At 31.8% G+C, this 26751-nt stretch carries 16 protein-coding genes, 1 tRNA gene and 1 other RNA gene; 9 read left to right on the top strand and 9 right to left on the bottom strand.

Annotated elements, in window-relative coordinates; all coding sequences use genetic code 11:
* Window positions 1-15: 15 nt before the first annotated feature.
* From UCYN_RS01100 to hemB, 4 genes are all read right to left on the bottom strand, one after another.
* Window positions 16-2454: an HD family phosphohydrolase gene (locus tag UCYN_RS01100; protein ID WP_012953648.1), complete on the bottom strand. Its 2439-nt coding sequence runs from the start codon at window positions 2452-2454 to the stop codon at window positions 16-18.
* A gap of 111 nt (window positions 2455-2565) precedes the next feature.
* Window positions 2566-3396: a prolipoprotein diacylglyceryl transferase gene (gene lgt, locus UCYN_RS01095; RefSeq protein WP_012953647.1), complete on the bottom strand. Its 831-nt coding sequence runs from the start codon at window positions 3394-3396 to the stop codon at window positions 2566-2568.
* Between the two features lie 63 nt (window positions 3397-3459).
* Window positions 3460-3530: transfer RNA gene (locus tag UCYN_RS01090), tRNA-Gly, on the bottom strand.
* 299 nt (window positions 3531-3829) lie between these two features.
* Entirely contained in the window at window positions 3830-4816 is a 987-nt protein-coding gene (gene hemB, locus UCYN_RS01085) for a porphobilinogen synthase (RefSeq protein WP_012953646.1), read from the bottom strand.
* A gap of 142 nt (window positions 4817-4958) precedes the next feature.
* Between hemB and ssrA the strand changes: the two genes are divergently transcribed.
* From ssrA to petE, 3 genes are all read left to right on the top strand, one after another.
* Window positions 4959-5345: a transfer-messenger RNA gene (gene ssrA / locus UCYN_RS06090) on the top strand.
* Window positions 5346-5530: 185 nt separating this feature from the next.
* The gene (gene typA, locus UCYN_RS01080; RefSeq protein WP_012953645.1) at window positions 5531-7324 is read left to right on the top strand and encodes a translational GTPase TypA; all 1794 of its coding nucleotides are present in this window, start codon (window positions 5531-5533) and stop codon (window positions 7322-7324) included.
* Between the two features lie 250 nt (window positions 7325-7574).
* Complete coding sequence (gene petE / locus UCYN_RS01075; RefSeq protein WP_012953644.1) at window positions 7575-7934, top strand: plastocyanin; 360 nt, start codon at window positions 7575-7577, stop codon at window positions 7932-7934.
* 130 nt (window positions 7935-8064) lie between these two features.
* On the opposite strand, the gene proB is transcribed toward petE, so the two are convergent.
* Together proB and UCYN_RS01065 are read right to left on the bottom strand one after the other, a co-directional pair.
* Entirely contained in the window at window positions 8065-9195 is a 1131-nt protein-coding gene (gene proB, locus UCYN_RS01070; RefSeq protein ID WP_012953643.1) for a glutamate 5-kinase, read from the bottom strand.
* Window positions 9196-9221: 26 nt separating this feature from the next.
* Window positions 9222-10265, bottom strand: a complete 1044-nt coding sequence (locus UCYN_RS01065) for a glucokinase (RefSeq protein WP_012953642.1) — start codon at window positions 10263-10265, stop codon at window positions 9222-9224.
* A gap of 529 nt (window positions 10266-10794) precedes the next feature.
* On the opposite strand from UCYN_RS01065, the gene UCYN_RS01060 reads away from it, so the two are divergent.
* From UCYN_RS01060 to sds, 3 genes are all read left to right on the top strand, one after another.
* A complete protein-coding gene (locus UCYN_RS01060; protein ID WP_012953641.1) occupies window positions 10795-12192 on the top strand; it encodes a cation:proton antiporter in 1398 nt (465 codons plus the stop codon).
* A 302-nt stretch (window positions 12193-12494) separates the two neighbouring features.
* Window positions 12495-13340 (top strand): glutamate racemase, encoded by an 846-nt coding sequence (murI, locus tag UCYN_RS01055; RefSeq protein WP_012953640.1) that lies wholly within the window; start codon window positions 12495-12497, stop codon window positions 13338-13340.
* A 243-nt stretch (window positions 13341-13583) separates the two neighbouring features.
* Window positions 13584-14555: a solanesyl diphosphate synthase gene (gene sds, locus UCYN_RS01050; protein ID WP_012953639.1), complete on the top strand. Its 972-nt coding sequence runs from the start codon at window positions 13584-13586 to the stop codon at window positions 14553-14555.
* 25 nt (window positions 14556-14580) lie between these two features.
* Here the strand turns inward: sds and UCYN_RS01045 are convergent, their stop codons facing one another.
* Together UCYN_RS01045 and UCYN_RS01040 are read right to left on the bottom strand one after the other, a co-directional pair.
* Complete coding sequence (locus UCYN_RS01045) at window positions 14581-17202, bottom strand: trans-splicing intein-formed DNA polymerase III subunit alpha N-terminal partner DnaE-N (RefSeq protein ID WP_012953638.1); 2622 nt, start codon at window positions 17200-17202, stop codon at window positions 14581-14583.
* Window positions 17203-17389: 187 nt separating this feature from the next.
* Entirely contained in the window at window positions 17390-19327 is a 1938-nt protein-coding gene (locus UCYN_RS01040) for a transglycosylase domain-containing protein (RefSeq protein ID WP_012953637.1), read from the bottom strand.
* 750 nt (window positions 19328-20077) lie between these two features.
* Here UCYN_RS01040 and UCYN_RS01035 point away from each other — a divergent pair.
* The 3 genes from UCYN_RS01035 to UCYN_RS01025 are packed head-to-tail and all read left to right on the top strand — an operon-like array spanning window position 20078 to window position 24744.
* Complete coding sequence (locus tag UCYN_RS01035; protein WP_012953636.1) at window positions 20078-21625, top strand: hypothetical protein; 1548 nt, start codon at window positions 20078-20080, stop codon at window positions 21623-21625.
* A complete protein-coding gene (locus UCYN_RS01030) occupies window positions 21618-23165 on the top strand; it encodes an ArnT family glycosyltransferase (RefSeq protein ID WP_012953635.1) in 1548 nt (515 codons plus the stop codon). The genes UCYN_RS01035 and UCYN_RS01030 overlap by 8 nt, the downstream gene beginning before the upstream one ends.
* A 25-nt stretch (window positions 23166-23190) precedes the next feature.
* Entirely contained in the window at window positions 23191-24744 is a 1554-nt protein-coding gene (locus UCYN_RS01025) for a CPBP family intramembrane glutamic endopeptidase (protein WP_012953634.1), read from the top strand.
* 48 nt (window positions 24745-24792) lie between these two features.
* Here UCYN_RS01025 and mnmG read toward each other — a convergent pair whose 3' ends face one another.
* On the bottom strand, window positions 24793-26694 hold the full coding sequence (gene mnmG / locus UCYN_RS01020) for a tRNA uridine-5-carboxymethylaminomethyl(34) synthesis enzyme MnmG (RefSeq protein ID WP_012953633.1): 1902 nt from the start codon (window positions 26692-26694) through the stop codon (window positions 24793-24795).
* Window positions 26695-26751 lie beyond the last annotated feature (57 nt).

The raw sequence follows: 26751 nt of genomic DNA, 5'->3' as shown, positions 1-26751 counted from the left end.
TATTCCCTTTAACAATTAACTTAATTTGTTATTTTTTGTAGGCTCAAGAGCAGATTTAGGATAAACAATTCTTTGGTGATGAAACTGTTGCCAAACTTTAACAAAAACTTCAGCAATTATAGGTAATTCTTCATATCTAATACCACTATCTTTCAATTGATTATCGCGCCAACGAGCTTTAAAAATTTTTTGGACCATTAATAAAGCCATTTCTGGAGTTGCTTCTTTTAAGGATCTTAGCGCGGCCTCACATCCATCTGCTAGCATAACAATTCCAGTTTCACGTAATTGAGGAATAGGTCCAGCATATCTAAATTCTTGTTCAGAAATCTCATTTTCTCCATTATTTAGCGCCTCTTGAGCTGCTTGATGATAAAAGTAAGAAATTAGTAATGTACCTTGATGTTCAGGTATAAAGTCGCGAATTACTTTTGGTAGGCCATATTTATTTGCCATAACCAAGCCTTCGCTAACATGTTTTTTTATAATTTTTACACTTTGCCATGGATCATCTATCACATCATGTTTATTGGTGTCTCCCATTTGATTTTCGATAAAACCCATAGGATCATGTAATTTTCCAATATCATGGTATAAAGTCCCAGCTCTAATTAGTTCAACGTTGCAATCTAACTCTCTTGCCGCTGCTTCCGCTAAACATGCAACGAAAAGAGTATGTTGAAATGTTCCTGGTGTTTCTGTCGCTAATCTTTTTAATAATCCACAATTCGGATTAGCTAGCTCTACTAATCTAATTGATGTTACTAAATCAAATAAGCGTTCTAAATAAGGAGAAATTCCTAGTCCCATTACACTCCAAGCAATTCCAGACAAACCATAAATTATTGATTCAGGCAGAATTACTGACCAAATTGTTCCTACTGCTGGAGCCATTATTAAATAACCAATAAAATAGAGACTTCCTTGCACTATACCAACTACTCCTCCCAAACAAGCTAACTCATCACGAGATCTAAGCTTCCAGGCTACAGAAGCAGCTAATAATCCTCCTGCAGTTCCTGCTAGTATATAGCTCCAATTAATACTAGTCGCTGCAAATGCTGATAAACCACTTAATAAAATTACTTGAGTTATTGCTAAAGTTGGACCATAAAAACTACTAGATAATAATCCTATAGCCGGAAGATTCGTATAACCTAAATTAAAAATTCCTAAAAGCGGAGTACTTAAACTTAATAGACAAATTAAAATATGATCTCTTCGACGTATAGAATGATTAATTCTTTGACTAATTAAACAAAATATGACGACTGTACCTATAACTATTAGTACAGAAATAGATAATCCAATCCAATTTATTCCACGACGGCTTAATCGAAAGCTATCAAGAAGTACAAATTTTTCCTGAGTAATATATTCTTCTGCTTCTACAATTATATCTCCTGCCTTGATTTTTACTATGACTGCTTCAACCGCTTGAGCAGCTTGTTCCGCTCTCTGCTTCGTTGCTTCTTTGTCTACTGTTAAATTATGCTGACTTTTGAGAATTCTCATCAAAAGCTTCGTTATTGCTGGCTTTGGTACAGCCGAGGTGGTGGATTCAAGCTGAATATTAATTATCTCCTTTAATAAATAATCAGGAATTCCAGGATGAAGGCCTTGAAGAAGGATTCTATTTAAAGTTGTCTGTAAGATTTTTTCTACAGTTTGCCAAGTATAATCATCAAGATTTAAAAAAGTTGTAAACAGTTCTGATGACAAATAAGAGGCTTGACTATTTGAAGCTTCAGCCTTGGTTTGATTGTAAAGTTGTCGAGATTGTTCAATTTTCTCTAAAAGATTTTTAAGAGATATTAAAGAAGTTGCTTCACTATAAGCAACTAATTGAGAAACTACTTGTTTGATTTTGGGTTTAGATGCCGGTATATTCTGAAAATTATGATTAATAATTACTAGCTGAATTATTTGCCAATCTCTTTCATTCACTTTTCTTAAGTATTTTTGAGTAGAGAGAGGAATGAGTACAACATCTACAGAAGAAAAAAGATTTATTTTTTTACGTAATTGTTCGATTTCAGAAATAGTTTTTTTAAGCTCTTCTTTAAGTTCTTTTGTAAGTCTTGGATCTCTCTTTAAGACAGGTATGATACCTGTACGGACTTCTTTTCGTTTATCTTCAGTAGTTTTCCTATCTTCAAAATTACCATCTTTAGGAGCAATAACTTTTACTGGGGAAAGAGTACCTACAGATAATTGAGGTTGATTATAAAAACGGTATCCAATAACGCTGGAAAGCGATATAACAGTTATTCCCCACATTAATGGTGGATAAATTTTCTTAATTGATTTTGATTGATGTAACTTTGCTAACCAATTTGACTCATAAATAATTTTTGATTCAAAATTGTTTTTTTTCTTCAGCCCGAAATGTTTGGAATAATTTTCTCGTAAAAGTTTTACCAAGTTCTTTTTTAGTGATTGTAGCGTTTTCATATTGTAAGAGATGAATATAAAGCGTTTAATAAAAGATTTTTAAAAGCCAGATTCATCATTCAATCTAAATTTCATTACAATAATGAAGCAAAGAAGATTGATATTCTGGCCTTATCTACGAGAGACTACATCTGGCAAAGATTTTTTTAAAAGATATAACCATACTAGTCCAAATATTCCTGAAATAATCATCATTAAACTAATAACTTGTGCCACTTTAAATGATCCAAAAATTAAACTATCTGTTCTAAGTGTTTCTATAAAAATTCTGCCAAAGCTATATACTATCAAATATACTAACGATAAAGTCCCAGTATGAAAATAGTTTGGGTATTTTAATGTCCAAAAGAATAAAGTTAATAAAATTACAAAAACTAAAAAATCCCAGATAGATTCATATAAGAAAGTAGGATGAAAGTATTCGAAAGAGATATATTCTACCGGCCGTTTAATCAAAGGAATGTATAGTTTCCAAGGTAAATTAGTTGGTATTCCAAAAGCTTCAGAATTAAAAAAATTCCCCCATCTACCAATAGACTGTCCCAATGCTAAAGATGGAACTACTAAGTCAGTTAACTGCCAGGCAGAAATTTTATTTAGACGCGCGAAAATCAAGGTAGATAAAGTTCCTCCAATAATTGCTCCATGGATCGCAATACCTCCTTTCCAGATGGCAATTATATCTTCTGGATATTGACTATAAATGTGCCACTGAAATATAACATAATAAATTCGTGCACAAGGAATAGCAGCTATGATTAGCCAAATTCCTAAGTCACCTATCATTTCTGGATCAATTCGAAGAGACTTTGCTAACCACTTTGATAATGTAATTCCAATCAAAACCGCAGAAGCAATAAAGAGACCGTACCATCTGACAACAAAAGGTCCTAATTCAAATATTATAGGACCAGGAGATTGAAATTGGAGTCCTAGTAACATAGATAACTGTCATGTGACTCATGACTTTAAAAATATAATTATTACATAGTCTAATCTTAATAAAGCGGGTGGGGGGAATCGAACCCCCATCATTAGCTTGGAAGGCTAAGGTTTTACCACTAAACTACACCCGCGAGAGCTTTGTGTTTTTAAACCTCATATATATTAACATAGTATATGTTTATTAGTAAAATAATTTGTATTAAAAGTATTGTTATTTCATCAGGCATAAATCTATTCAGTCTTTTTAAAAATAGTTAGAATAAATATCTAGAATTTTCATGCTACTTATTCATTAGTGTATTAATAATTATATTTGTTGACTCTCTTTTGCTTCTAGATTCGTAAAATAAAAATGTAAAAGTTAAAGTTTTACCATAAGTCATATAAATCGAAAAGTATTATAGTTAATGAAATTTTTTCACTTTAAAGCCTATTTTGACTGAATCCAGCGAGCAACGTCTTTTGCATGATAGGTTAAAATAAGATCTGCACCAGCTCTTTTAAAACTAGTTAAGGTTTCCAATGTAACCTGCTTTTCATCTATCCATCCATTAGCTGCTGCCGCTTTAATCATTGAGTATTCTCCAGAAACGTTGTATGCAGCGACAGGAAGATTAGTCATTTCCTTGATCCTCCACAGGATATCCATGTATGATAATGCAGGTTTAACCATTAACATGTCTGCTCCTTCTTCAATGTCTAACATAACTTCTTTTAATGCTTCTCTAGCATTTCCAGGATCCATTTGGTAAGTTCTACGATCACCAAATTGTGGAGATGAATCTGCAGCATCTCGAAATGGTCCATAATAACCAGAAGCATACTTAGCTGCATAAGATAATATAGGAATATTACTAAAACCCTCTTGATCTAACTTTTCTCTAATAGACCTTACAAAACCATCCATCATTCCTGATGGTGCAATTATATCAGCTCCGGCAAGAGCTTGAGAAACGGCAGTCTTTTTTAATAACTCTAAAGTTGAATCGTTTAAAACTTCTCCAGTGCAATCATCCTTCTTTAAATATCCGCAATGCCCATGATCAGTATATTCGCATACACAAGTATCAACAATAACTATTAGATCTTTAACTTCTCTTTTAATTGCTTCAGTAGCTCGCTGTACTATACCTTCTTTACCCCATGCACCTGTAGCTTCTGAATTCTTTTCTTCTGGAACTCCAAAAAGAATAATTGCTGGAATCCCTAAATCGCGAACCATTTTTGCTTCATTCACAATTTTATCTATCGATAACTGGAAAATACCAGGCATAGATATTACTTCTTTAGCAATATTGTTTCCTGGAACTGCGAATAAGGGATAAATTAGGTCATCTAATGTTAATTTTGTTTCACATACCATGTCACGTAATCTTTGATTGGTGCGTAAACGACGAGGACGGTTAAGAGGAAACATAAAGTAATATTAAGTAATTATTAATCTAGATAGTTTAAATTAATAATTGAGATAAGTACAATATTTTTAAAATCTTTTAACAAGTCTTTACGTTGCGAAAAAATAAAATTATCTTTATAATCATCAATATAGAAATAATCTAGGGGCCGCAACGGCTTCGACAGGTTAGTGAACTCTGAATTGTGATACAGGTCGAGAGTGAGTTTCCTCTCGTAAATCAAAAACTCAAAAAAAATAGTAACTGCGAACAACATCGTAAGCTTCAAGCGCGTGGCAGTAGCTGCCTAAAAATTCTTTTACAGAATTCGCTTATCTCATACTTGACTCCGTTAAAAGTAAGAGATCAACCTTAAACGGATATTCTTAATAGCTGCCTCTGATTGACTATTAAGTAAAAATTTATCAGAGTAACCTTTTTACTCAGGTATAAGAGTAAATCCTGCCTTAAGGAATAATAGGCTAAGCCTGTGAATGAGCTTTAAGTTAATAGCTAATTTGGACAGCAGTTCAACTCTGCTCGGCTCCATCAAAACTTTACGAAATTTTTCTATAAAATATGTGTAATGTTTTACAAGCCATTACACGTATAAGAATAGCTAAATAAACTAAATATCTAAAGAAAATATCAATTTTCTTTAGATATTTTTTAATATAAGCTACAATTATAACAAAATTAATAGTAGAGTAGCTATACTACTCTCATTACTGCATCCTATGTCTCTCCTCATCCGCAATGTTGCTATTATCGCCCACGTTGACCACGGTAAAACTACCTTGGTTGATTCTCTTCTTAAACAGTCTGGAGTTTTCCGTGAAGGAGAAGAAGTTCCTGATTGTGTAATGGACTCTAATACTTTAGAGAGAGAACGAGGCATTACTATTTTATCAAAAAATACTGCTGTTCGATATGAAAATACTCTGATCAACATTATTGATACTCCTGGACACGCAGATTTTGGCGGGGAAGTTGAACGAGTATTGGGAATGGTTGATGGTTGTATTTTAATTGTAGATGCGAATGAAGGCCCTATGCCTCAAACTCGCTTTGTACTTAAGAAAGCCTTAGAAAAAGGTTTACGCCCTATTGTTGTCGTAAATAAAATTGATCGTCCTCAAGCTGAACCAGATCAAGCTGTTGATAAAGTATTTGATCTTTTCGTTGAACTTGGGGGTGACGATGATCAATGTGACTTTACTACTTTATTCGCCTCTGGTATATCAGGATTTGCAAAAGTGAATTTAGAGGATGAATCTGTAGATATGCAACCTCTTTTTCAAACAATTTTGCGTTGTGTTCCCCCTCCATCAGGAGATGAAGAAAAACCTTTACAGTTACAGGTCACTACTTTAGATTATTCAGAATATTTAGGACGTATCATAATAGGTCGTATAAATAATGGGAAAATTGTTGCTGGACAACAAGCAACACTAATTAAAGAAGATGGTAGTTATGTTAAAGGGAAAGTTAGTAAGCTTTTAGGATTTGAAGGTTTACAAAGAGTAGAGTTGAAAGAAAGTACTGCGGGTAATATTGTAGCTGTAGCGGGTTTTTCTGATGCCAACATTGGAGAAACTTTAGCGTGTTCTGAAAGCCCTCAAGCCTTACCCTTGATCAAGGTTGACGAACCTACTTTACAAATGACTTTTTCAGTTAATGATTCTCCTTTTGCAGGTCAAGAAGGAAAATTTGTCACTTCTCGACAATTACGTGATCGTCTAATGAGAGAATTAGAAACTAATGTTGCTTTAAAGGTAAGTACTGGAGATTCTTCTGATAAGTTCCTAGTATCAGGGAGAGGAGAATTACACTTAGGTATTCTCATCGAAACAATGCGTAGAGAAGGTTATGAGTTCCAAGTTGCTCAGCCTCAGGTTATTTATCGACAAGTTGATGGGAAATCTCATGAACCTTTCGAATATTTGATTTTAGATGTTCCTGAAGAAGCTGTTGGATCCTGCATGGAACGTCTAGGGCAAAGAAGAGGAGAAATGCAAGATATGGAGACAGGTGTTAATGGACGAACACAGCTGGAATTCATTATACCTGCCAGAGGATTACTAGGTTTCCGCGGAGACTTTATTCGTCTATCAAGAGGAGATGGAATTATGAATCATAGCTTTTTAGATTATCGTCCTGCATCTGGTAATCTAGAAACACGTTATAACGGTGTAATGATTTCCTTTGAAGAAGGTGTGTCTACTTTCTACGCAATGAAAAATGCTGAAGATAGAGGAATGTTCTTTATTTCTCCTGGCACAAAAGTATATAGAGGTATGGTTATAGGGGAACATAACCGTCCACCAGATATAGAAATTAATGTTTGTAAAACTAAGCAGCTAACTAACCATCGTGCCTCGGGCGGTGAAGAGTTAGTTCAGTTACAAACACCACAAGAGATGAATTTAGAAAGGGCTTTAGAATATATTGGTCCTGATGAACTTGTAGAGGTTACCCCAGAGTCTATTCGGTTACGCAAAGTTAAAACGAAAAAATTAGCAAAAAAATAATTTTGCCGACTAGCATGAGGGTATCATTAACCAATAATACTTTTAAAGATTTATCAATTGTGGTAAATCTTTAAAAGTATTATTACATTAATATATTGCTTGACAGTATCTCAATTAAAGCAGAGCAAAAATATTAACTTTTGTCCAAAGACAGGTTGTCAAACTTCATTATTAGATTTATAGTGGGATGTATAACCGAACAAGTTACGTCAATCTTTCTTTTAGTTAAGACACTGGTAGGAACGATAATATGTTTAAAAAATTAGGATTGCTTATTGCTGCATTTTGCCTAGTTATTTCTAGTTTTTTTGTTGCAGCTAGTCCTGCTACAGCTAAAACCTTCGAAGTAAAAATGGGAACCGATTCCGGAATGTTAGGATTTGAACCAAAAACAGTAACAATTAAATCAGGAGATACTGTTAAATGGGTCAACAATAAATTAGCTCCTCATAATGTTGTATTTGAAAGCTCTGCAGAATACTCTCACAAAGGATTGCTTTTTTCTCCTGGAGAATCATTTGAAAGTACTTTCAATGAAGCTGGAGAATATACCTATTATTGTGAACCTCATCGTGGGGCTGGAATGGTTGGAAAAATCGTCGTACAATAATTGTACTAAAAACCATTATTACAGTTAAGCCTACGAATAATCGTAGGCTTAACTGTAGAGACTTTTAAGTTATTTAATAATATAAGTAGACAATTGAACAATAGAAGTTCAAAGCTCAGATATATATTTTTTATAGTCTGATATTTTTTTTGCTAATGACTAAGTTATTTTTATGCACAATTGTCTCATATCCATCACAAGTTGGTAATTGAGATATATTATCTAAACGATTTTTATTTATTTTATCAATTTCATGTTTACTATAATTAACTATTCCTCTTGCTACTTCCTCTCCTCCCTCATTACATAACCTAACTGCTTCAAAAGACTTGAAATTACCTTCGACCCTTATTACATCTGCTACTAATAATGATTTTCCTTTTTGAGAAATTGCTATAATTGACTCTTCATTAAGATAAAGTTTTCCTGTAGGTAATAAACCATAAGAAATCCAGCGTTTTCGAGCATTATCGTTTTCTAAATAAGCACCAAATTTAGTTCCGATATCTTCGCCATCAAGAATTTTGATTAAGTTTTCTGGATACTTTCCATTGGTGATAACTGTTGTTATTCCTGCTTTGGTAGCTAATTTTGCCGCCGTTAACTTAGTCAGCATTCCTCCTGTTCCCCATTGAGATCCTGTGCTATTAGCTTGAACTTGTAATTTAGCTAGCTGTACACTATCAACATTACTAATAGGTTGAGCGTCAGGAAATAAACGTGGATCAGCAGAATAAAGATAATCAACATCTGTTAGTATAAATAACCAATCTGCATTGATTAAACTTGCGACTGAGGCAGAGAGAGTGTCATTATCACCAAACTTTAATTCTTCAATGGCAACTGTATCATTTTCATTAACGATAGGAATTACACCTAACTTGAATAATGCATTAAAAGTATTTCTAGCATTGATATAACAGCTTCTTTCCATTAATTCTCTTCGAGTTAATAGAATTTGTGCTATTGGTTGATCTATTGAAGTAAAAAGCTCATCGTATACGTGCATTAATCTTCCTTGGCCCACTGCAGCAATCGCTTGTTTTAAAGAAATTTTTTTTGGTGTTTCTTTTACTTTTAGACGACTACAACCTACTCCAACAGCTCCTGAGGAAACTAGAACAACATTATGACCTAATTGCCTTAACTTAGTTAATGTTTTAACTAAAGAATTAATTGTCGATAAAACTAATTTTCTTGTCTCTGGTTGGGTAAGATTGGAGGTACCAATCTTGACAACAATTGTATGCTTATAACTCATATATTGTGAAAAGTAAATTAGATTTTTTACTGCCCTGCATATAATGCAGCACCAATCAAGCCAACTTTTGGATTCAATATTACGTGCACAGGAATTTCAGACAAAAGAGAACTCATCCTTCCTTTAGATTTAAATGAGTTTATAAATGCCTCACTTTTCATCAAGGGTAATATTTTTGCAGCTATTCCTCCAGCAACATATAATCCACTATATGGTAGAAGTTTTAAAGCAAGATTACCTGCTTCTGAACCATAAGATTCGATGAAGAGTCCCATTGCTTGCTGACATAGAAAATCATTATTTTCTATAGCAGCTTTAGATATGGTTGCTGAAATATTAATAGCTTTTTTGATTTTCCAAGCTTCATAAGCTATCTTCATCTTTTCTGACTCTTGTTCAGGGTATTTTAGGCGTAAAAATTCGTATATTGTACTAATTCCTATTCCAGAAACTACTCTTTCAACTGATATCCTAGATAAGTTATATTTTTCTTTAATATATGTTGATAATTCATATCCTAAACTATTGTGTGGTGCAAAATCAGCATGAGAACCTTCAGAAGGGAAAGCGGCATACTTTTCATTCTCTAAAGGTATTAAAAATCCTTCTCCTAGTCCTGTACCCGCTCCTAAAACAGCAATAGGAGCTTTTGGCTTTGGTTCAACATCTTGTAAAGTATATAGATCTTCATCCTTTAGTCCTAAGATGCCATAGCTAATAGCTACAAAATCATTAATTAAATCAACTTTATCTATAAAAAGTTCTTCCTGTAAACGACTACTAGTTAAAAACCAATTTAAATTAGTTAGCTTTGAAGTATTATTAATAACTGGTCCAGCAATCCCAAAACAGGCGTTTTTCACTATTATTTTTGAACCTAGTTGAAGCTGTGCTTCTTCGCAAAAATGCTTTACGATTGGTACAAGGTCTACAAAATCTTGACTAGGATATGTTTTCTCATATAGTCTTTGTTGCTGGGGTAATTTTTGGCCATTTTCAACATTTTCTGACTCAACTAAGCTTAAAATTGTTTTGGTTCCGCCGATGTCTCCAGCAAGTAATAGGACCATAATGAATTTACTCTTTTTTATACTTTTCTTAGTTTAATAAGAACTGGTTATTATGTAAAATAATCGTTGTTTATATTTCAGCAGTCTTAAACATAGTGAACTAATTGTTAGTTATTAACTATACTACTTATTAATTTTCCTATTTTTTATACCATAAATAATATACTGGAAACAGAGCTTTATTGCTCCATAACATGGGAATAAGTTGCTCTGATTTATTCGAAGTACATTAGAAAAATTTAATAATATTATTTCAATGACATGATATTTATATTTTGAAAAAATATAAATAGTTCTAAATATTAATTTTTAAAATTAATTTAATATATTTTTATATTAAGCAATACAATGGTAGTATGTTATTTCTTCAGTAACGATTTTAATTGGCAATACAAAAAAGTCTTCAATCCTTGAATATTTAGTACATTCCTAAATGCTTGAAAATCAAGGTGGCCTGTAAAGTATATAAAAATTATTTTACTTAGATCATTATCAAATATAGCTATTTTTTGGATAAACAAAGATTTGTATGGATATATTGAATTCAATTTTAACCTTTATAGATTACAATTTTTATATTTCTTTATTCGCAACAATACCAGAGCATGTAGATACAGATACAGATACTTCTCTTGTTTTATCTAGCATATTGCTTAGTTTAGTAATAATTTATTTCGCGAGTAAACTAGGAGGAGAAATTTGTGCCCGCATAGATCTTCCTCCTGTCTTAGGAGAATTAGTTGGGGGAGTAACAATAGGAATATCTATTTTAGGACTATTAGTGTTTCCAGAAGGTATGAATACTGCAAATAATTCATTGATTATGAGATTTTTGCAATTTTCAGCTGATGTTACCCCTGAAAATATACAAACTATTTTTAATTCGCAAGGTGAAATTATCTCAATTCTTTCAGAACTTGGCGTTATTATTCTCCTATTTGAGATTGGTTTAGAATCTAATTTGAAAGAATTGATCAGCGTTGGTCCTCAATCAGTAATGGTAGCTATAGTTGGTGTTGTTGCTCCATTTGTATTAGGAACCTTGGGCTTGACCTACTTATTTCACGTTGATATAATTCCCTCAATTTTTGCTGGGGCAGCTTTGACAGCCACTAGTATTGGAATCACAGCTAAGGTTCTGGCTGAACTTGGTCATCTTAGTTCTCAAGAGGGACAAATTATAATTGGGGCAGCTGTTTTAGATGATATTTTAGGAATTATTGTCCTAGCAGTAGTAGCAAGCTTAATTAAAACAGGACAAGTTGAAATTTTTAATATTGCTTATTTATCTTTGAGTGCTGCAATATTTTTAATTGGAGCAATTTTTATAGGACGATTACTACATCCAGTATATGTTAAGTTAGTCAATAAAATGAAGACTAGAGGTCAACTATTGTTGATATCTTTATGCTTCGCTTTTGTACTCTCTTACATAGCTCAAATAATTCACTTGGAAACTATTCTTGGCTCTTTTGCTGCAGGGTTAGTCTTAGCAGAGACAGAAAAACGAAAGGAGCTTCAAGATGTAATAGCCCCGATTTCTGATATTTTTGTTCCTATATTTTTCGTATGTGTTGGGGCAAAAACAGATTTAAGCGTTTTAAATCCTACTGATCCTAATAATAGAGAAGGACTAATTCTAGCTGGATTTTTAATACTTGTAGCTATTATTGGGAAAATTATTTCTGGATTTACTATTATTGGTCAACCTGAACTTAATAAACTTGCTATTGGTGTAGGTATGATTCCTCGAGGTGAAGTTGGCCTGGTATTTGTAGGTGTTGGTTCAGCTAGCGGCATATTATCTAAACCTATAGAAGCATCAATTATTGTAATGGTTATTTTTACAACTTTTTTAGCTCCCCTTCTCCTTAGAAGTATCTTAAAAGAACCTTTCTTGGCTACTCAAAAACAAAAAATTACTTAATTTATTTGAAATAACATATCATATTATTTAGTTTTAATATTTTTAACCATAAATTTAACAAATAAGTTTTATTTCATGTGCTAAAAAGCTTTAAAATGTCGAGTTCTTTAGTTTGATAGAATTTAGTCTACTAGCAAAATTTTTCAAATCGCTCTAATTTAGAAGACTTAATTATCTTTATTAAGACTTCTAAATTATTAACAACAAAAAATTTAATAATCTTCTTTTACATGTACAACATAATTTACTTGAATGTAATACTATTCTTGACTATTAAAAAATTTCTTACAAAATAATTGCAAATGAGAACAGTGAATGACTATCCAATTGGAATTTTTGATAGTGGTGTAGGAGGATTAACCGTCTTTCAAGAAATTCACAAACTACTACCTCAAGAATCAATTTTATATTTTGCTGATAATGCTAGACTGCCTTATGGAAACCGCTCTTCGACCGAAATACTACAATTTGTTAGAGAAATTCTAAATTGGATGAGTTACAGCAAGGTAAAAATGGCTGTTATGGCTTGCAATACCAGTTCTGCCCTGGCTTTAGAAGCTGTTCGTAAAGAATTCAATTTTCCAATCTTGGGGGTAGTTTTACCTGGAGCTAGAGCGGCTACAAAATATAGCCACCGTGTTGGAGTTATATCAACTCTTGCAACAGCTAAAAGTGACTCCTATCGTCAAGCTATTCAAGAAATTAATCCTAATATAAAAGTCTGGCAAGTAGGGTGTCCTGAACTTGTACCTTTAATTGAACGCGATAAAATTTATGATTTTCATACACAAGAAATTCTTAAAAAATATATCAATCCTTTATTAGAAAAAAATATTGATACACTTATATACGGCTGTACTCATTATAGGCATTTAGAAGAAATAATTAAAAATATTATTCCTTATAAAATTGAATTAATAGATCCTGCATATTATGTAGCACAATCAGTAAAGAAAGAATTGGAAATAATGAGCTTACGCAAAAGGAGTCCTGGCTTCAATGTAAGATTTGTAGTCACTGGCTCTCCTAAAAACTTTTCCCGACTTTCTAAAAAATGTTTAGGTTATTATCCGTTAGTTGACTTTATTTCATTAAATAGAAATCTCCAGGAATTAATGATTAGTAATACAATAAATAAAAACAACTAATTGTTATGTTATTATTAATGCCTTACCTCTAATTTAGTAATTTAAATAGTAATAATTATCCATAAATAAAAAAATACAATTAACATACCAGAGAATAATTTTCTTAATCAATTTATACTTTTTGAAACATTTATTATTATTAAACAAAAAATTACAGGGCTTCCCAGTGTGAAAAGGTTAGCTTAAAATAAATATAGCGGTATGTAAAATTTCATGACTTGATAATCAGGTTTAGCTAACCGTATGACCTCAAAAACTTCCCTATTTTTTCCCGTAGAAGACGATTTAAAACTTTTAAGAAATAATTTAAAGAGTTTAGTTGGAACACGCCACCCTATTCTTAGTGCAGCTGCTGAACATCTTTTTGATGCTGGTGGCAAACATATTCGTCCTGCCATCGTATTACTAGTTTCTAAAGCAACTATGCTAGAAGGTGATATTACTCCACATCATCGTCGACTCGCAGAAATAACTGAAATGATTCACACTGCAAGTTTAGTCCATGACGATATAGTAGATGAAGCGGTATTGCGGCGTAATGTTCCTACGGTAAATAGCCTATTTGATAATCGAATAGCTGTTCTCGCAGGAGATTTTTTATTTGCTCAATCTTCTTGGTATTTAGCCAATTTAGACAACTTGCAAGTAGTAAAATTACTTTCTGAAGTTATTCGTGATTTTGCTGAAGGTGAAATATCTCAGGGAATTAATCGCTTTGATACAAGTTTAACTTTGGATTCATACTTAGATAAAAGTTATTACAAAACAGCTTCTTTAATTGCTAATAGCGCTAAATCTGCAACAATTTTAAGCAACTCTTCCTTAGATATTATTAATAGCATTTACACTTATGGACGATGTCTAGGATTAGCCTTTCAAATCGTTGACGATATTCTTGATTTTACTTCACCAACAAAAGTACTAGGTAAACCTGCAGGTTCAGATTTGATTAACGGTAATATTACTGCTCCTGTTCTATTTGCAATGGAGGAAACACCTTATTTAGCAAAACTTATTGAAAGAGAATTTAATCAAGAAAAAGATATTGAAAAAGCTTTAGCAATAGTAGCTGAAAGCAAAGGTATTCAACGCTCACAAGAGTTGGCGAAATATTATGCTCTATTAGCTATAGAACAATTAGATTGTCTTAAGCCTTCACCCTTTTCTCAATCTTTAACTGAGCTTGTTAATTATGTATTAGATAGACTTTATTAATAATAAAAAGTAACTTATTTCTTTTTTATAGTTTAATTTTTTTTAATTCTAATCCTTCCTCAAAAATTTGATCAATAGGCATCATTACGTTGTCAGTAGTCATGAATTTATGGTCTTTAGTTGCTTGAATCACTGTTTCATCATCGAGACAGTATTCAAAAATTTCTTGTTTACCTCTATCATGCCATTGAGCAATTGGCTGAGTATAAATGACCCCTTGATTATTAATAGTGTAAACTTTACATTTAATATTTTCTTGTACTATTCTTCCAATAGGCAACAGCCCATATTCAACAGTTAAAACTTTTGTGTCATAACTGAGGCAGTATTCAGCAAACTTAACCATCTGTTGAAAAAGATTTTCTGCAACAGACCGAGAAACCCCATTATTTAATGAACCATCAATAAAATTTTTTTGGTGTTTTTCCATTTCTGAGGCCTTCTTTTTACCCATAGCTCGACGTAGCAAATCTGCTTCTCCGAGAGAATAGCCAGCTAATTGTTGCGCCATTGTCATGATTTGCTCTTGGTAAACTAAAACAGCATATGTTTCTTTTAAAATAGGTTCTAAAAGTTTATCTTCATATTTAATTGCTTCTTTACCATGCTTACGGTTAATAAATTTTGGAATTAATCCTGCATCTAATGGCCCAGGACGATATAGAGCAAGAATAGAGGATATATCTTCTATTCCTGATGGTTTTAAATCTTTTACTATCTGCTTCATCCCTGATGATTCTAATTGAAAAATTCCTTCCAATTCGCCGTCTCCTAATAATTTATGAGTTTTTTCAATATCAGTAGGTAACTTGCTGATTTTTCCTTGTTCCAATTCTTTCAGAGCTTTCCTTTCATCTGTAGGCAATTGTTCTACATCTAGTTTAATATTCCGATTTTTTTCTATTAAATCAGCAGCTCGTTGAATTGTAGTTAAATTTCTTAATCCTAAGAAATCCATTTTTAACAGACCTAATGATTCTAAATCTTCCATATAGTATTGTGTTATTACGGCCCCATCGTTATTTTTTTGTAACGGAACGATTTCATCCAAAGATTCTGAGGAAATTACTACTCCTGCTGCATGTACTCCAAATGTTTTATTAGTACCCTCAATACGGATAGCCATATCTAACCATCGTCTAACTAACGGGTCTTGATCGTATCGATCTTTAAATTCTGGAGAAGGAGTTTCATTAGAAACCATTACTTTTAATTTTGTAGGTTTCCCTCTTGTTACAGGAATCATTTTAGTCATTTTATCTGATTCAGAATATGGAATATCTAATACCCTTGCTACATCTTTTAAAACAGCTTTAGAAGTCATTCGATTGAATGTAATAATCTGAGCAACGTTTTTCTCGCCATACTTTTTCGTGACATATTTAATCATTTCATCACGCCTTTCGATGCAAAAGTCTGTATCAACATCAGGCATTGATTTTCTTTCAGGATTTAAAAATCTTTCAAAAAGTAAACCATGATAAATGGGATCAATGTTTGTAATTTTTAAAGAGTATGCTACCAAAGAACCTGCTGCGGATCCTCTACCTGGACCTACGGGAATTTCATTATCTCTTGCATATTTAATATAATCCCAAACTACTAAAAAATAACTTGAGAATCCCATTTTTTCAAGCATGTCCAACTCATATTCTAAACGCTGCTGGTATTCTTCTGAAACTTGATTGATAGATTTACAATTTAATCTTTCTAATAATCCTTGGAGACTAATTTCTCTTACATAGCTGTCAAGATCATGCCCTATAGGAACCGGAAAGTCTGGAATACGTGGTTCTCCTAAAATATGGTAAGTATCGATTTTATTAGCGACTTCTAAAGTATTATTAATAGCTTCTTTTATAAGATCATCATCAAGATGATCACGAAAAAGTAATTTCATTTCATCAATAGATTTTAGGTATTCTGTTCCGCTATATCTTAACCTTTTCTCATCAGAAATAAGTTTTGCTGTTTGAATGCATAGTAAAGCATCATGCGCTTCGACATCATAGCAAGAAGTAAAGTGAGAATCATTAGTAGCTATAATCTTAATATTTAAATCTTGAGCGATTTTACTAATTGAAACATTAACAATTCTATCTTCTGTAGATCCATGATCTTGAATTTCTAGGTAGAAATCATTTGCAAAGATTTTTTTGTACCACTGGGCCACTTCTTTTGCACCTTGAAAATCTCCTGATAAAATTTTTTGAGGTATTTCTCCTCCTAAGCAGGCACTAGTTACAATTAATCCATCGTGGTACTTTTCTAATAATTCTTTATTAATACAAGGGCGTGAAAAAATTCCTTTGCCCTGTACTCCCTCAAGATGAGAAATCGTAGTTAGCTTTGATAAATTTTTATATCCTTGTGTATTTTTAGCTAAAACAACTTGGTGATACTTTTTATATCGTTTTTTTTCTGTAATATCCCCATTAATAACGTACATTTCGTTACCAATAATGGGTTTAATATTTTTATTCTTACAAACTTTAATTAGTTCAATCGCTCCATACATAACTCCATGATCAGTTAATGCTATTGCAGGCATGCCTAGCTGAATAGCGCGATCAACCAACGCATCTAATTGAGATGCTCCATCAAGCAAACTATAGGCACTATGTACATGTAAACCAACAAAAGACATAATTTAAAATTAGTTAAATAATAGAAAAATATTTGAACTTAAAAAAATATTTATACAGCTTACATGACTTTTGTCGTATTGAAATATAAATTTTTTAAAATAATAGTTACCGTTACTTATAAAAAGTAAATAAGTAATTTATGCTATTAATTTTTAATATACTCTTTTCATTAAGTTCATATTCAGTCTATTTTTTTGCTTGAGGTCGAGAAAATTTCGAGGCTCCATGAAAATTTTTGACTGGTTCATTTTTTAGAGCTTCTTTCATAAAGCTACGCCATATAGGTGCTGCATGTCCGCCTCCTGTAATACCTTTCCCTAAAGCTCGATTAGCATCATCACCAACCCATACGGCAGTCGCTAGTTGGGGTACATAACCAACAAACCAAACATTACGTTCATTATCTGTAGTTCCAGTTTTTCCTGCTGCTGGCCTACCAATATTAGCGGCTCTTCCTGTACCTCTTTGAATAACTTCTTGTAAAACACTAGTTAAAGAAGATGTTGCCCAAGGATCAAGGACAAAGTACGGTTGGGGAGTATTATCTAATAAGATATTACCTTTGCTATCAGTAACTTTGAGAATAATTGTAGGATCAGCATACCATCCATTGCTAGCAAAAGTTGCATAAGCATTTGCCATCTCTAAAGGTGTAATATCTCCGGCACCTAGAGGAAGAGAAATTACTGGACGCATAGGGCTCGTAATACCTAATAAACGACAAACATCAATTATTTTTCTTACCCCAACTTTTTGTCCAATAACTACGGCAGGAACATTACGAGACTTCATCAGAGCAGATTTTAGTGACATAGTTCCTGAAAACTTTCCTCCATAGTTTCTAGGACTATATAATTGTCCTGCCCCGTCTCTATAAGTAACAGGACTATCATTAATTACCGAGCTTGGTGTAAATTTCCCACTAGCAAAAGCTGTGTAATAAACGAATGGTTTAAAAGATGAACCTGGTTGACGGCGAGATTGAGTAGCTCGGTTTAGTTGGCTTTTATTATAATTTACTCCTCCAACAATTGCTTTTATGAAATGGGTACGTGGATCAATTGCTACTAAAGCAACTTGAAGATCTTTAGCAGATATTCCTTGCTTTCTTAATTTTTCATATCCGTCTTTAACTGCTCTTTCGGCTTTTTGTTGCGTGGCATAATTAATAGATGTTTGTATACGCATCCCACCCTTTAGTATTATATCTTTACTAAACTTACCCTTTAACTCTTGCATTACCGTGTCGCTAACGTAAGGTAATTTACTAGCTTGCCACGAAGTTGGTTTTCCAATTTTTAAAGATGTTTTATAGGCTATTGCAGCTTCTTTCTCAGTAATCCATCCTAAAGCAGCCATACGATCAAGAACAACTTTTTGTCTTTTTTTTGCTTTTTGATAATCAAAAAAAGGACTGTGTGTTTCTGGAGCTTGAATTAGACCTGCTATGAGAGCTGCTTCTGGTAAATTCAACTTAGCAGCTGATTTATTAAAGTAGCTTTGTGCTGCAGTTTGTGCACCATAATTATTATGTCCCCAATAAATATTATTGAGATACATTTCCATGATTTGGTTTTTCGAAAATACTTGTTCTATGCGAATTGCTAAAACTGCTTCAGATAACTTTCTGCTAAAGGTGCGATCGCTACTCAAAAAAATGTTTTTAACCAACTGCATAGTTAAAGTTGATGCGCCTTCTACTACTCCACCACTTTTCCAATTAACCCACATAGCTCTTCCGATACTGTTAGGATTAATTCCATGGTGTAAATAAAAATGACTATCTTCAATTGCTAAAACTGCACGTTTTAAGTGAGGTGAAATTTGTTTAAATGCTACAGCTTCACGATTTGCTTCACCATGAAGTCGAGATATCAACTTACCTTTTATATCATAAACATAGCTAGTTTCTGATGGAGAGTAGTTACTAAGAGTACGTACATTCGGTAAATCTCGAAAACTAATAGCCAAACCTACCAACCCTCCGGCAACCATGGAAGTCGTTAGCAGGCTAAGTCCTAAAGTAGTTTTTTTAACAACAAAAAAGGTTTCTCGAATAAAAGAATTATCAATAATCGAGAATTTTTTATTATTTTGTTTTTGTCGAATAGTTTTAAACGACACAGTTCTTAATTTCCTCACACCAAGAGATTAATAAATATTTCTAACAGCCAAGAATGATACATTTAAATTTTCTACTATTTACAGTAAATTTTTTAATTCTTTCCTGACTTTTTTATTATGGCGGTTTTTGCCATGAATGGGTAGTAAAGAATCAATTTATATTTTTTTTTATCAAAATGCTCTTATCAGAATTTTATTTGACTGACTAGCTCTCAAATCATTAATTGAACCTATTACATACAACTATAGAAGAACTTTTTTATCTTATAGGTACAATTATTAATTTAATTAATTTTCTAAATATTAGCCTAGATCCTTATTGATAAGTCATACAATAACATTTTTAACTGTCATTACAAAAAATCATGAAAGTTTAAAAAATAAACAACTTTACTTATTCATTTAACTACAAAATTTACAATATTGGTATGCTTGACAATTTAAACATTTAATTTTTTTAATGTAATTTTGTGTTATCTCAATAATAACTCTTGTCAAAGTCTTAAATACGTAGCATTAGTAACAAAAGAACTTAATATTAGCTCTTTTCATGTAGTAATTAGCTATCTTTAATACAACAAACTAATTATCATATTTTATTTTCTTAATATAAAAGCCAAAATTTTTGTATCCATAACGAATCATAATGATCTAAATAACTAACTTTTTTAGCTAACAAACTATTTTTTAGAATAGTTTTTTTATATTAATTTTTACTCACATTTTTTAAATTATATTAATTAAAAATTTATGCTGTTGAAACAGAAGAAGAAGATTGAAATAGTCTTAATAATAACTTTTGCTATCATTACATTCATTGGAATTCTAAATCATTCTATGTGGCGTGATGAATTGAATGGTTGGTTGATTGCACGAGATAGCTCTTCCTTTTTTGATTTCTTTGAAAGCGTTAAATATGAAGGGCACCCCTTATTATGGTATTTCTTGTTATGGTTTTTAAATAAATTCACGGCTAATCCAATAATAATGCAAGTTGTTCATTGGTTAATATCTGTTGCTACATTATCTATTTTTATCATATACGCTCCTTTTAATACATTACAAAAAGTATTATTTAGTTTTGGTTATTTCCCTCTATATGAATATTCTCTGATTAGTCGTAATTATGCTTTTGGAATTTTATCAATTTTCTTATTTTGTACATGCTTTCAGATCAGAAGTAGACATAGGAACTATGTTACTTTGGCTTTTATTCTAGCTTTTATGGCAAATACTAATGCTTATTGTTTATTGATATCGATAGCACTAGGTATTACGTTATTTTTTGAATACTGCTTTAAAAAATATTTAGGTTATACAATAGAGGCTAAAAAAGCTCACATAATAATATCTATATTAATTTTAATTATAGGAGTAAGTATTTCAGTTTTTACATTACTACCTCCTATTGATAGCACATTACAAGGCGGTGCAAATCAATGGTTTTTAAATTTTGATATAAATCGCTTGCTTCAAACAGTTAATAGAATATGGCGTAGCTATATTATGGTAATTATTCCAAGTGACTCAAAAATATTAGACCTAATCTTTTTTTCTTTTTTATCTATTATTTTATTTAGTTGTATTTTATTATCGTTTATTCAAAAGCCAGTAGCTCTTTGCTTTTATTTAGTAGGAAGCTTAGAAATTATTATTTTTACCTATATTAAATTTTTAGGCTCACAAAGACATTATGGACATTTATATATTATTCTTATCAGTTCTTTGTGGATAGAAAATAGTTGCGATGATGTAAGATTGCATAAAAAATATCTAGAAAATATATTTGTCCGTTTTTTAAATTCTTTTTCTAAAATAACAGAATTTCTTGTGTCTTACAGAAAGTATGTTATTGGAATCATATTATGGTTACAGGTAATAGCAGGTATAGTTGCCTTTAGTAGAGATTTATCTATTCCATATTCTAGTAGCAGAATGACAGCAAATTTTATTCAACAAAATAACCTAGATGATTATCTAATATTTGGAAGTGAAGATTTCACTATAGCTCCTATTAGTGGGTATCTCAATAAAAAAATTTATTATCCTGAAACAAAAAAAATGGGTAGTTATGTATTATTTAATAATTCTCGACAACCTACTAATGATTTGGAGATTATAAGTCAAATAGAAAAAAGAATTTTAAATCAGAATGAAAATATTTTACTTATTCTAAATCATGAATTATTAGAATATTCCGATAATTTAGATATTGTATTACTAAAAAAATTTATGAAATCTTTCATCTATAATGAGAAATATTATATTTATTTAGTAAAGCCCCATAAAAATGATTAGGCTAAATATTAAAAATGACGTTTCATGGTTTTTACTTTTACTAATATTAGCTCTATTTATTTGGTTAATTAGATTAGGAGACTTACCAATTAGAGACTGGGACGAAGGATACTACGCTACAGTTGCTAGCAATATGTTTGAATCTGGTGATTGGCTTTATCTTAAGTACCATAATCAACCTTTTTTGCTAAAACCTCCTTTAATTATTTGGCTCATTAATCTTTCTTATCACTTGGGTGGTATTAATGAATTTACTACTCGTCTCCCTTGCGCTCTGCTGACTGCAGTTGGTATTCCTTTGCTTTACTTAGTTGGTAGAAATATATTTCACACACAACTCCCAGCAATTTTAAGCAGTTTAGTTTATCTAACTTCACTTCCCATATTAAGGCATGGGCGCTTAGCAATGATTGATGGTATGGTTAATACCTTTTTGATTTTATGCATATTATCTTTATTGAAATCAAAAAAACAACCATTATGGATATTAGGCTTTGGTATTGGTTTAGGGATGATTGCATTAAGTAAAGGAATTTTAGCAATCGCCTTAGGAGGTGTTTTGGGGGTTTACATGCTTTTAAGTGACTATAGTAAATTATTTAAAAGTAATTTATTTTGGATAGGTTTATTGATAGGTTTTTCTCCGGTCTTTATTTGGTATTATTTCCAAATAAATTTCTATGGAGAGAAGTTTATTGAAGTTCATTTTTTTCAACAGAATTTTGATCGTTTATCAACTGCTGTAGAAGGTAATAAAGGGGAGGTTTGGTACTATATACTTGAACTAGCAAAGTATAGTTTTCCTTGGTTAATATTTTTTCCAGGGGGTTTAATTGTTGCTTGGAAGAAACGTCAAAAAAATTTAATTAAGTTAATAGCAACAGGATTTTTCCTGTTTTTGTTTATAATTACAATTATGGGCACTAAATTACCTTGGTATATAATGCCGGTTTATCCCTTTTTTGCTCTAGCTACTGGATATAATCTATCTTATTTCTATTCGTACCCCAAAAGTTTTCCTAAAGTATTAATGCTTGGTATGTCTGCATTAACTTACCTTATATTGGGATTAGGAATATATATATTTAGGGAGCCACAACAATTTATTTTTCAATTGATATTTTTTACATTTTTTAATACTTTTTTATGGACTAATCAAAAGTTATATAAAAAGTCATCTAGTTTTATCACGGTTCTGATAGTAGGTCTATATTTAAGTTTGACCTTATTGATGATCTCTAATTCTTGGTTATGGGAATTAAATGAGTCATTTCCTGTAAAATCTGTAGCCAAACTAATTAGAGAGAATACACCAATTGATACTATTGTTTACACCTCATTTCCTTATAATCGCCCTAGTTTAGATTTTTATAGTAAGCGTCAAGTTATATCTCAAAATAAAAATGAGTTAGATATACTTGCATTAAATTCATCATATCTTTTATTAGAGGATAGAAAAGCTCTAGACTTCAAGTTGATTGATGCTAAGATGCTAGGAGAAGCTTCAGGATTTATTCTTATTTCGACCCAAAAAGAATAAGCATAAACATATTTAGATGAGATTTATGAAAATAAAAAAATTATTATTAGCCATAATAACAGTAGTTTCATTAATTCCAGTATTTTTATCATTGGTAAATAGTGTTCATCAACCGCAATCTCAATCTAATTTTCAACTTTATCAAACAAATTTAATCCTTAAGACTTCCCAGATTTTTGATAATGATCATCAAAAAATTAAGAGTATTAGTCAATATATATCAGGACAGCAACCATATATAGATGCTCTCAAAAAGTATAGCGAAACACATGGTATTTTATCTGATAGATTAGATGAATTAAGTACTGAGCTGAAAACATTTGATAACAATACGATTGGGGTAAAAGAAGAAATTCTTAGCTTAAATTCTTCTAATATTTCTGATCATAGAAAAAAAATATTAACCGATATAGATTATCGAAAAAAGACACTTAGTAATTTAAATCTTAAAATAGGATTACTAGAAGTTGCTCAAGGAAATACAAAGCAGGCTTTAGATATTTGGAAAAATAACAACTCTTTACTATCTCCATCTTCTTCGAACAAGTTATCTGACGTTCTGATTAATTTATGGAATAATAGTTTTGTGAAATCAGATGATGCAGAATTTATAATTAAAGAGAATTTAAATGGCTGGTTTCTTAGCTATTCTTTAAAAAGACTTTATGAAATAGAAGATCGGCAACAAGATTTACAAATTTTGCAAGCAAAATATGAGAAAAATTTGCAATCAACAATCTTAAAATTGGCTTTCCTTAATATAATTCCAGGCTTAGGAAGTGTTGTAGGAATAGGAATTATTATTTTCTCTTTGATTCAACTTATTTTAAGACAAGATTCTGCAATTTTAAATATAAGTAGTGATTATAAATGGGAAATACCCTGGACAGTTGAGACTCCTTGGAAAGTTTTTATTATAGGATTTTTCTTCTTTGGCCAAATTATTTTGCCTGCTTTGTTTACTACTCTAAATATCAATCTGATTAATTTGAGTCTTAGGGGAAAAGCTATTTATATCTTCAGCAGCTATCTTATAATGGCTTTAGGTGGAATTCTAGTACTTTATTTATCAATCAAGCCTTTCTTTCCTTTACCTCAAAAATTATTTAATTTTAAAATTTTTAAAAATTGGATCATATGGGGAATTAGTGGATATTTAGTTGCTTTACCTTCAGTCCTTATCATTTCATTGATTAATGATAATTTTTGGGGAGGTAAAGGAGGTAGTAATCCTTTGCTTTCTTTAGTTTTAGAAAATCAAGATTTATTTGCTTTAGCAATTTTTTATTTAACTGCAGCAGTAGCTGCACCGTTTTATGAAGAAATAATTTTTCGAGGTTTTTTATTACCTTCTTTAACTCGTTATATTTCCCCATGGGGTGCAATTATAGTGAGTAGTCTGATCTTTGCTGTTGCTCATCTTAATATTTCTGAAATTCTGCCACTAACAACTTTAGGAATTATTCTGGGAGTTGTTTATACACGTTCAGGTAATCTTTTATCGTCTATATTAATGCATAGTCTATGGAATACAGGAACTTTAGTTAGTCTTTTCTTATTAGGAACAGGAGGAAACTAACAGATAAGTCTAAATAACAAGAAACTTTACACTTTTTTAGCATATATTCTAAGTATTTTGGCGTGATTTTATTTCTAGATATATCAGTAAAGCATTAGTATCTGCAGGACTAACTCCACCAATACGAGATGCTTGACCAATAGTTAGTGGAGACACCTTAGTTAATTTTTCTCGCGCTTCCATTGATAAAGTTTCAATATTCATATAATCAATATCTGTGGGCAAATTACGGTCAGAATAACGTTTAACTTGCTCAAGTTGATTTTGTTGACGTTTCAAATAACCAGAATATTTAATATTAATTTCTACTCCCTCTTTTTCTCCGACAGTCAAATTATTATTTCCTAATCCATACTGTTCTAGATTTTTATAGTGAATTTTTGGACGTTTTAGCAAATCAGCTAGAGTAATTGCCCCTTTAATATTTTGCTGAGTATCTTTGATAAGTCTAATACCGATTTCATCTTTTTCTTTTATCCTAACTTTTGAAAGACGTATTTTTTCTTCGAGAATGTTTTTTTGCTTTTTTTGAAATAGATGCCATCTATAGTTATCAATTAGTCCAATTCTTCTCCCTAATGGCGTTAATCTTTCATCAGCATTATCTGAACGTAGTATTAAACGGTATTCAGATCTAGAAGTTAGCATTCGATAAGGTTCTCTGATATCTTTAGTACACAAATCATCAATTAGAGTACCAATATAACTGTCTTCTCTAGAAAAAATTATCATTTCTTCATTTTTGATAAATTTTGCGGCATTAATTCCGGCAACAATTCCTTGCGCTGCTGCCTCTTCATATCCTGTTGTTCCATTAATTTGTCCAGCACAAAAAAGACCTTCTATCTTTTTCGTCATTAGAGTTGGCTTACATTGAGTAGCTGGCAAAAAATCATACTCTACAGCATATGCAGGACGTAACATGACGCATTTTTCTAAACCAGGTAAAGTTTTCAACATTGCTGATTGGATGTTTTCTGGCAAACCCGTAGAAAATCCCTGTACATATAACTCAGGAGTTTCTCTTCCTTCTGGTTCTATAAAAATTTGATGACTATTTTTATCTGCAAACCTTACAATTTTATCTTCTATGGATGGACAATAGCGAGGTCCTTTAGACTTTACGAACCCTCCATAGATAGGTGATAAGTGAAGATTATCTTGTATTAACTTATGTGTCTCAGGTGTAGTTCTAGTTAAGTAACAATTCATTTGCTCTTTTTCTATCCAAAAATTGGGATCAAAACTAAACCATTTTAAATTTTTATCAGGAGGCTGAGGTTCTAGTTGAGAATAATCGACAGAACGTTTGTCAATTCTCGCAGGGGTTCCAGTTTTTAATCTTTCTGTTTCAAATCCTAGTTGTTTAAGGGTATTGGTTAAGTTTATAGAAGGGAATTCACCAGCTCTTCCAGCATCCATAGATTTATCGCCAATCCAAATCTGTCCTCCCAGGAAAGTTCCAGTTGCTAAGATAACTGCTTTTGCAGCAAAGCAACTACCAAAATATGTCTGAACCCCTCTGATTTCATCATTACGACCTAAGACCAAATCAGTAACCATACCTTCGCGAATATTAAGGTTCTCTTGATTCTCAATAATTGCTTTCATAGCTGCAGAGTATTCACGCTTATCAACTTGAGCACGTAATGCCCAAACTGCAGGACCCCTGGAAGCATTAAGAATACGCTTTTGTAAATATGTTAAATCAGTTACTTTCCCAATTTCTCCTCCTAAAGCATCTACTTCATGAGCTAATTGAGATTTAGCAGGTCCTCCTATCGCAGGATTACATGGTTGCCAAGCAACACGATCAAGATTTAGGGTCAACATTAAAGTTTTACACCCTAAACGTGAAGTGGCTAATGCAGCTTCACATCCTGAATGTCCTGCACCAACTACGATAACGTCAAATTCATCTTGAAAATTAAAATTATTATAAGAAGTCATGTGATTTTAAGAGTTATAAATGTAATCGAATATTTGAGTAAAGTGTAAATTTTGCTA

The sequence above is a fragment of the Candidatus Atelocyanobacterium thalassa isolate ALOHA genome (genome assembly GCF_000025125.1).
In the GTDB taxonomy this organism is placed as follows: domain Bacteria; phylum Cyanobacteriota; class Cyanobacteriia; order Cyanobacteriales; family Microcystaceae; genus Atelocyanobacterium; species Atelocyanobacterium thalassae.
Note: the sequence above shows the minus strand (reverse complement) of the source record. Positions and strands in the feature narration are given on the sequence as shown.

What these genes read in the sequence shown, in the direction of transcription:
- typA (WP_012953645.1), top strand. Translation starts at nt 5,531, where the DNA reads ATGTCTCTCCTCATCCGCAATGTTGCTATTATCGCCCACGTTGACCAC.
- UCYN_RS01045 (WP_012953638.1), bottom strand. Translation starts at nt 17,202, where the DNA reads ATGTCTTTTGTTGGTTTACATGTACATAGTGCCTATAGTTTGCTTGAT.
- UCYN_RS01100 (WP_012953648.1), bottom strand. Translation starts at nt 2,454, where the DNA reads ATGAAAACGCTACAATCACTAAAAAAGAACTTGGTAAAACTTTTACGA.
- petE (WP_012953644.1), top strand. Translation starts at nt 7,575, where the DNA reads ATGTTTAAAAAATTAGGATTGCTTATTGCTGCATTTTGCCTAGTTATT.
- UCYN_RS01065 (WP_012953642.1), bottom strand. Translation starts at nt 10,265, where the DNA reads ATGGTCCTATTACTTGCTGGAGACATCGGCGGAACCAAAACAATTTTA.
- UCYN_RS01025 (WP_012953634.1), top strand. Translation starts at nt 23,191, where the DNA reads ATGAAAATAAAAAAATTATTATTAGCCATAATAACAGTAGTTTCATTA.
- mnmG (WP_012953633.1), bottom strand. Translation starts at nt 26,694, where the DNA reads ATGACTTCTTATAATAATTTTAATTTTCAAGATGAATTTGACGTTATC.
- lgt (WP_012953647.1), bottom strand. Translation starts at nt 3,396, where the DNA reads ATGTTACTAGGACTCCAATTTCAATCTCCTGGTCCTATAATATTTGAA.
- hemB (WP_012953646.1), bottom strand. Translation starts at nt 4,816, where the DNA reads ATGTTTCCTCTTAACCGTCCTCGTCGTTTACGCACCAATCAAAGATTA.
- UCYN_RS01030 (WP_012953635.1), top strand. Translation starts at nt 21,618, where the DNA reads ATGATTAGGCTAAATATTAAAAATGACGTTTCATGGTTTTTACTTTTA.
- murI (WP_012953640.1), top strand. Translation starts at nt 12,495, where the DNA reads ATGAGAACAGTGAATGACTATCCAATTGGAATTTTTGATAGTGGTGTA.
- UCYN_RS01035 (WP_012953636.1), top strand. Translation starts at nt 20,078, where the DNA reads ATGCTGTTGAAACAGAAGAAGAAGATTGAAATAGTCTTAATAATAACT.
- proB (WP_012953643.1), bottom strand. Translation starts at nt 9,195, where the DNA reads ATGAGTTATAAGCATACAATTGTTGTCAAGATTGGTACCTCCAATCTT.
- UCYN_RS01060 (WP_012953641.1), top strand. Translation starts at nt 10,795, where the DNA reads ATGGATATATTGAATTCAATTTTAACCTTTATAGATTACAATTTTTAT.
- sds (WP_012953639.1), top strand. Translation starts at nt 13,584, where the DNA reads ATGACCTCAAAAACTTCCCTATTTTTTCCCGTAGAAGACGATTTAAAA.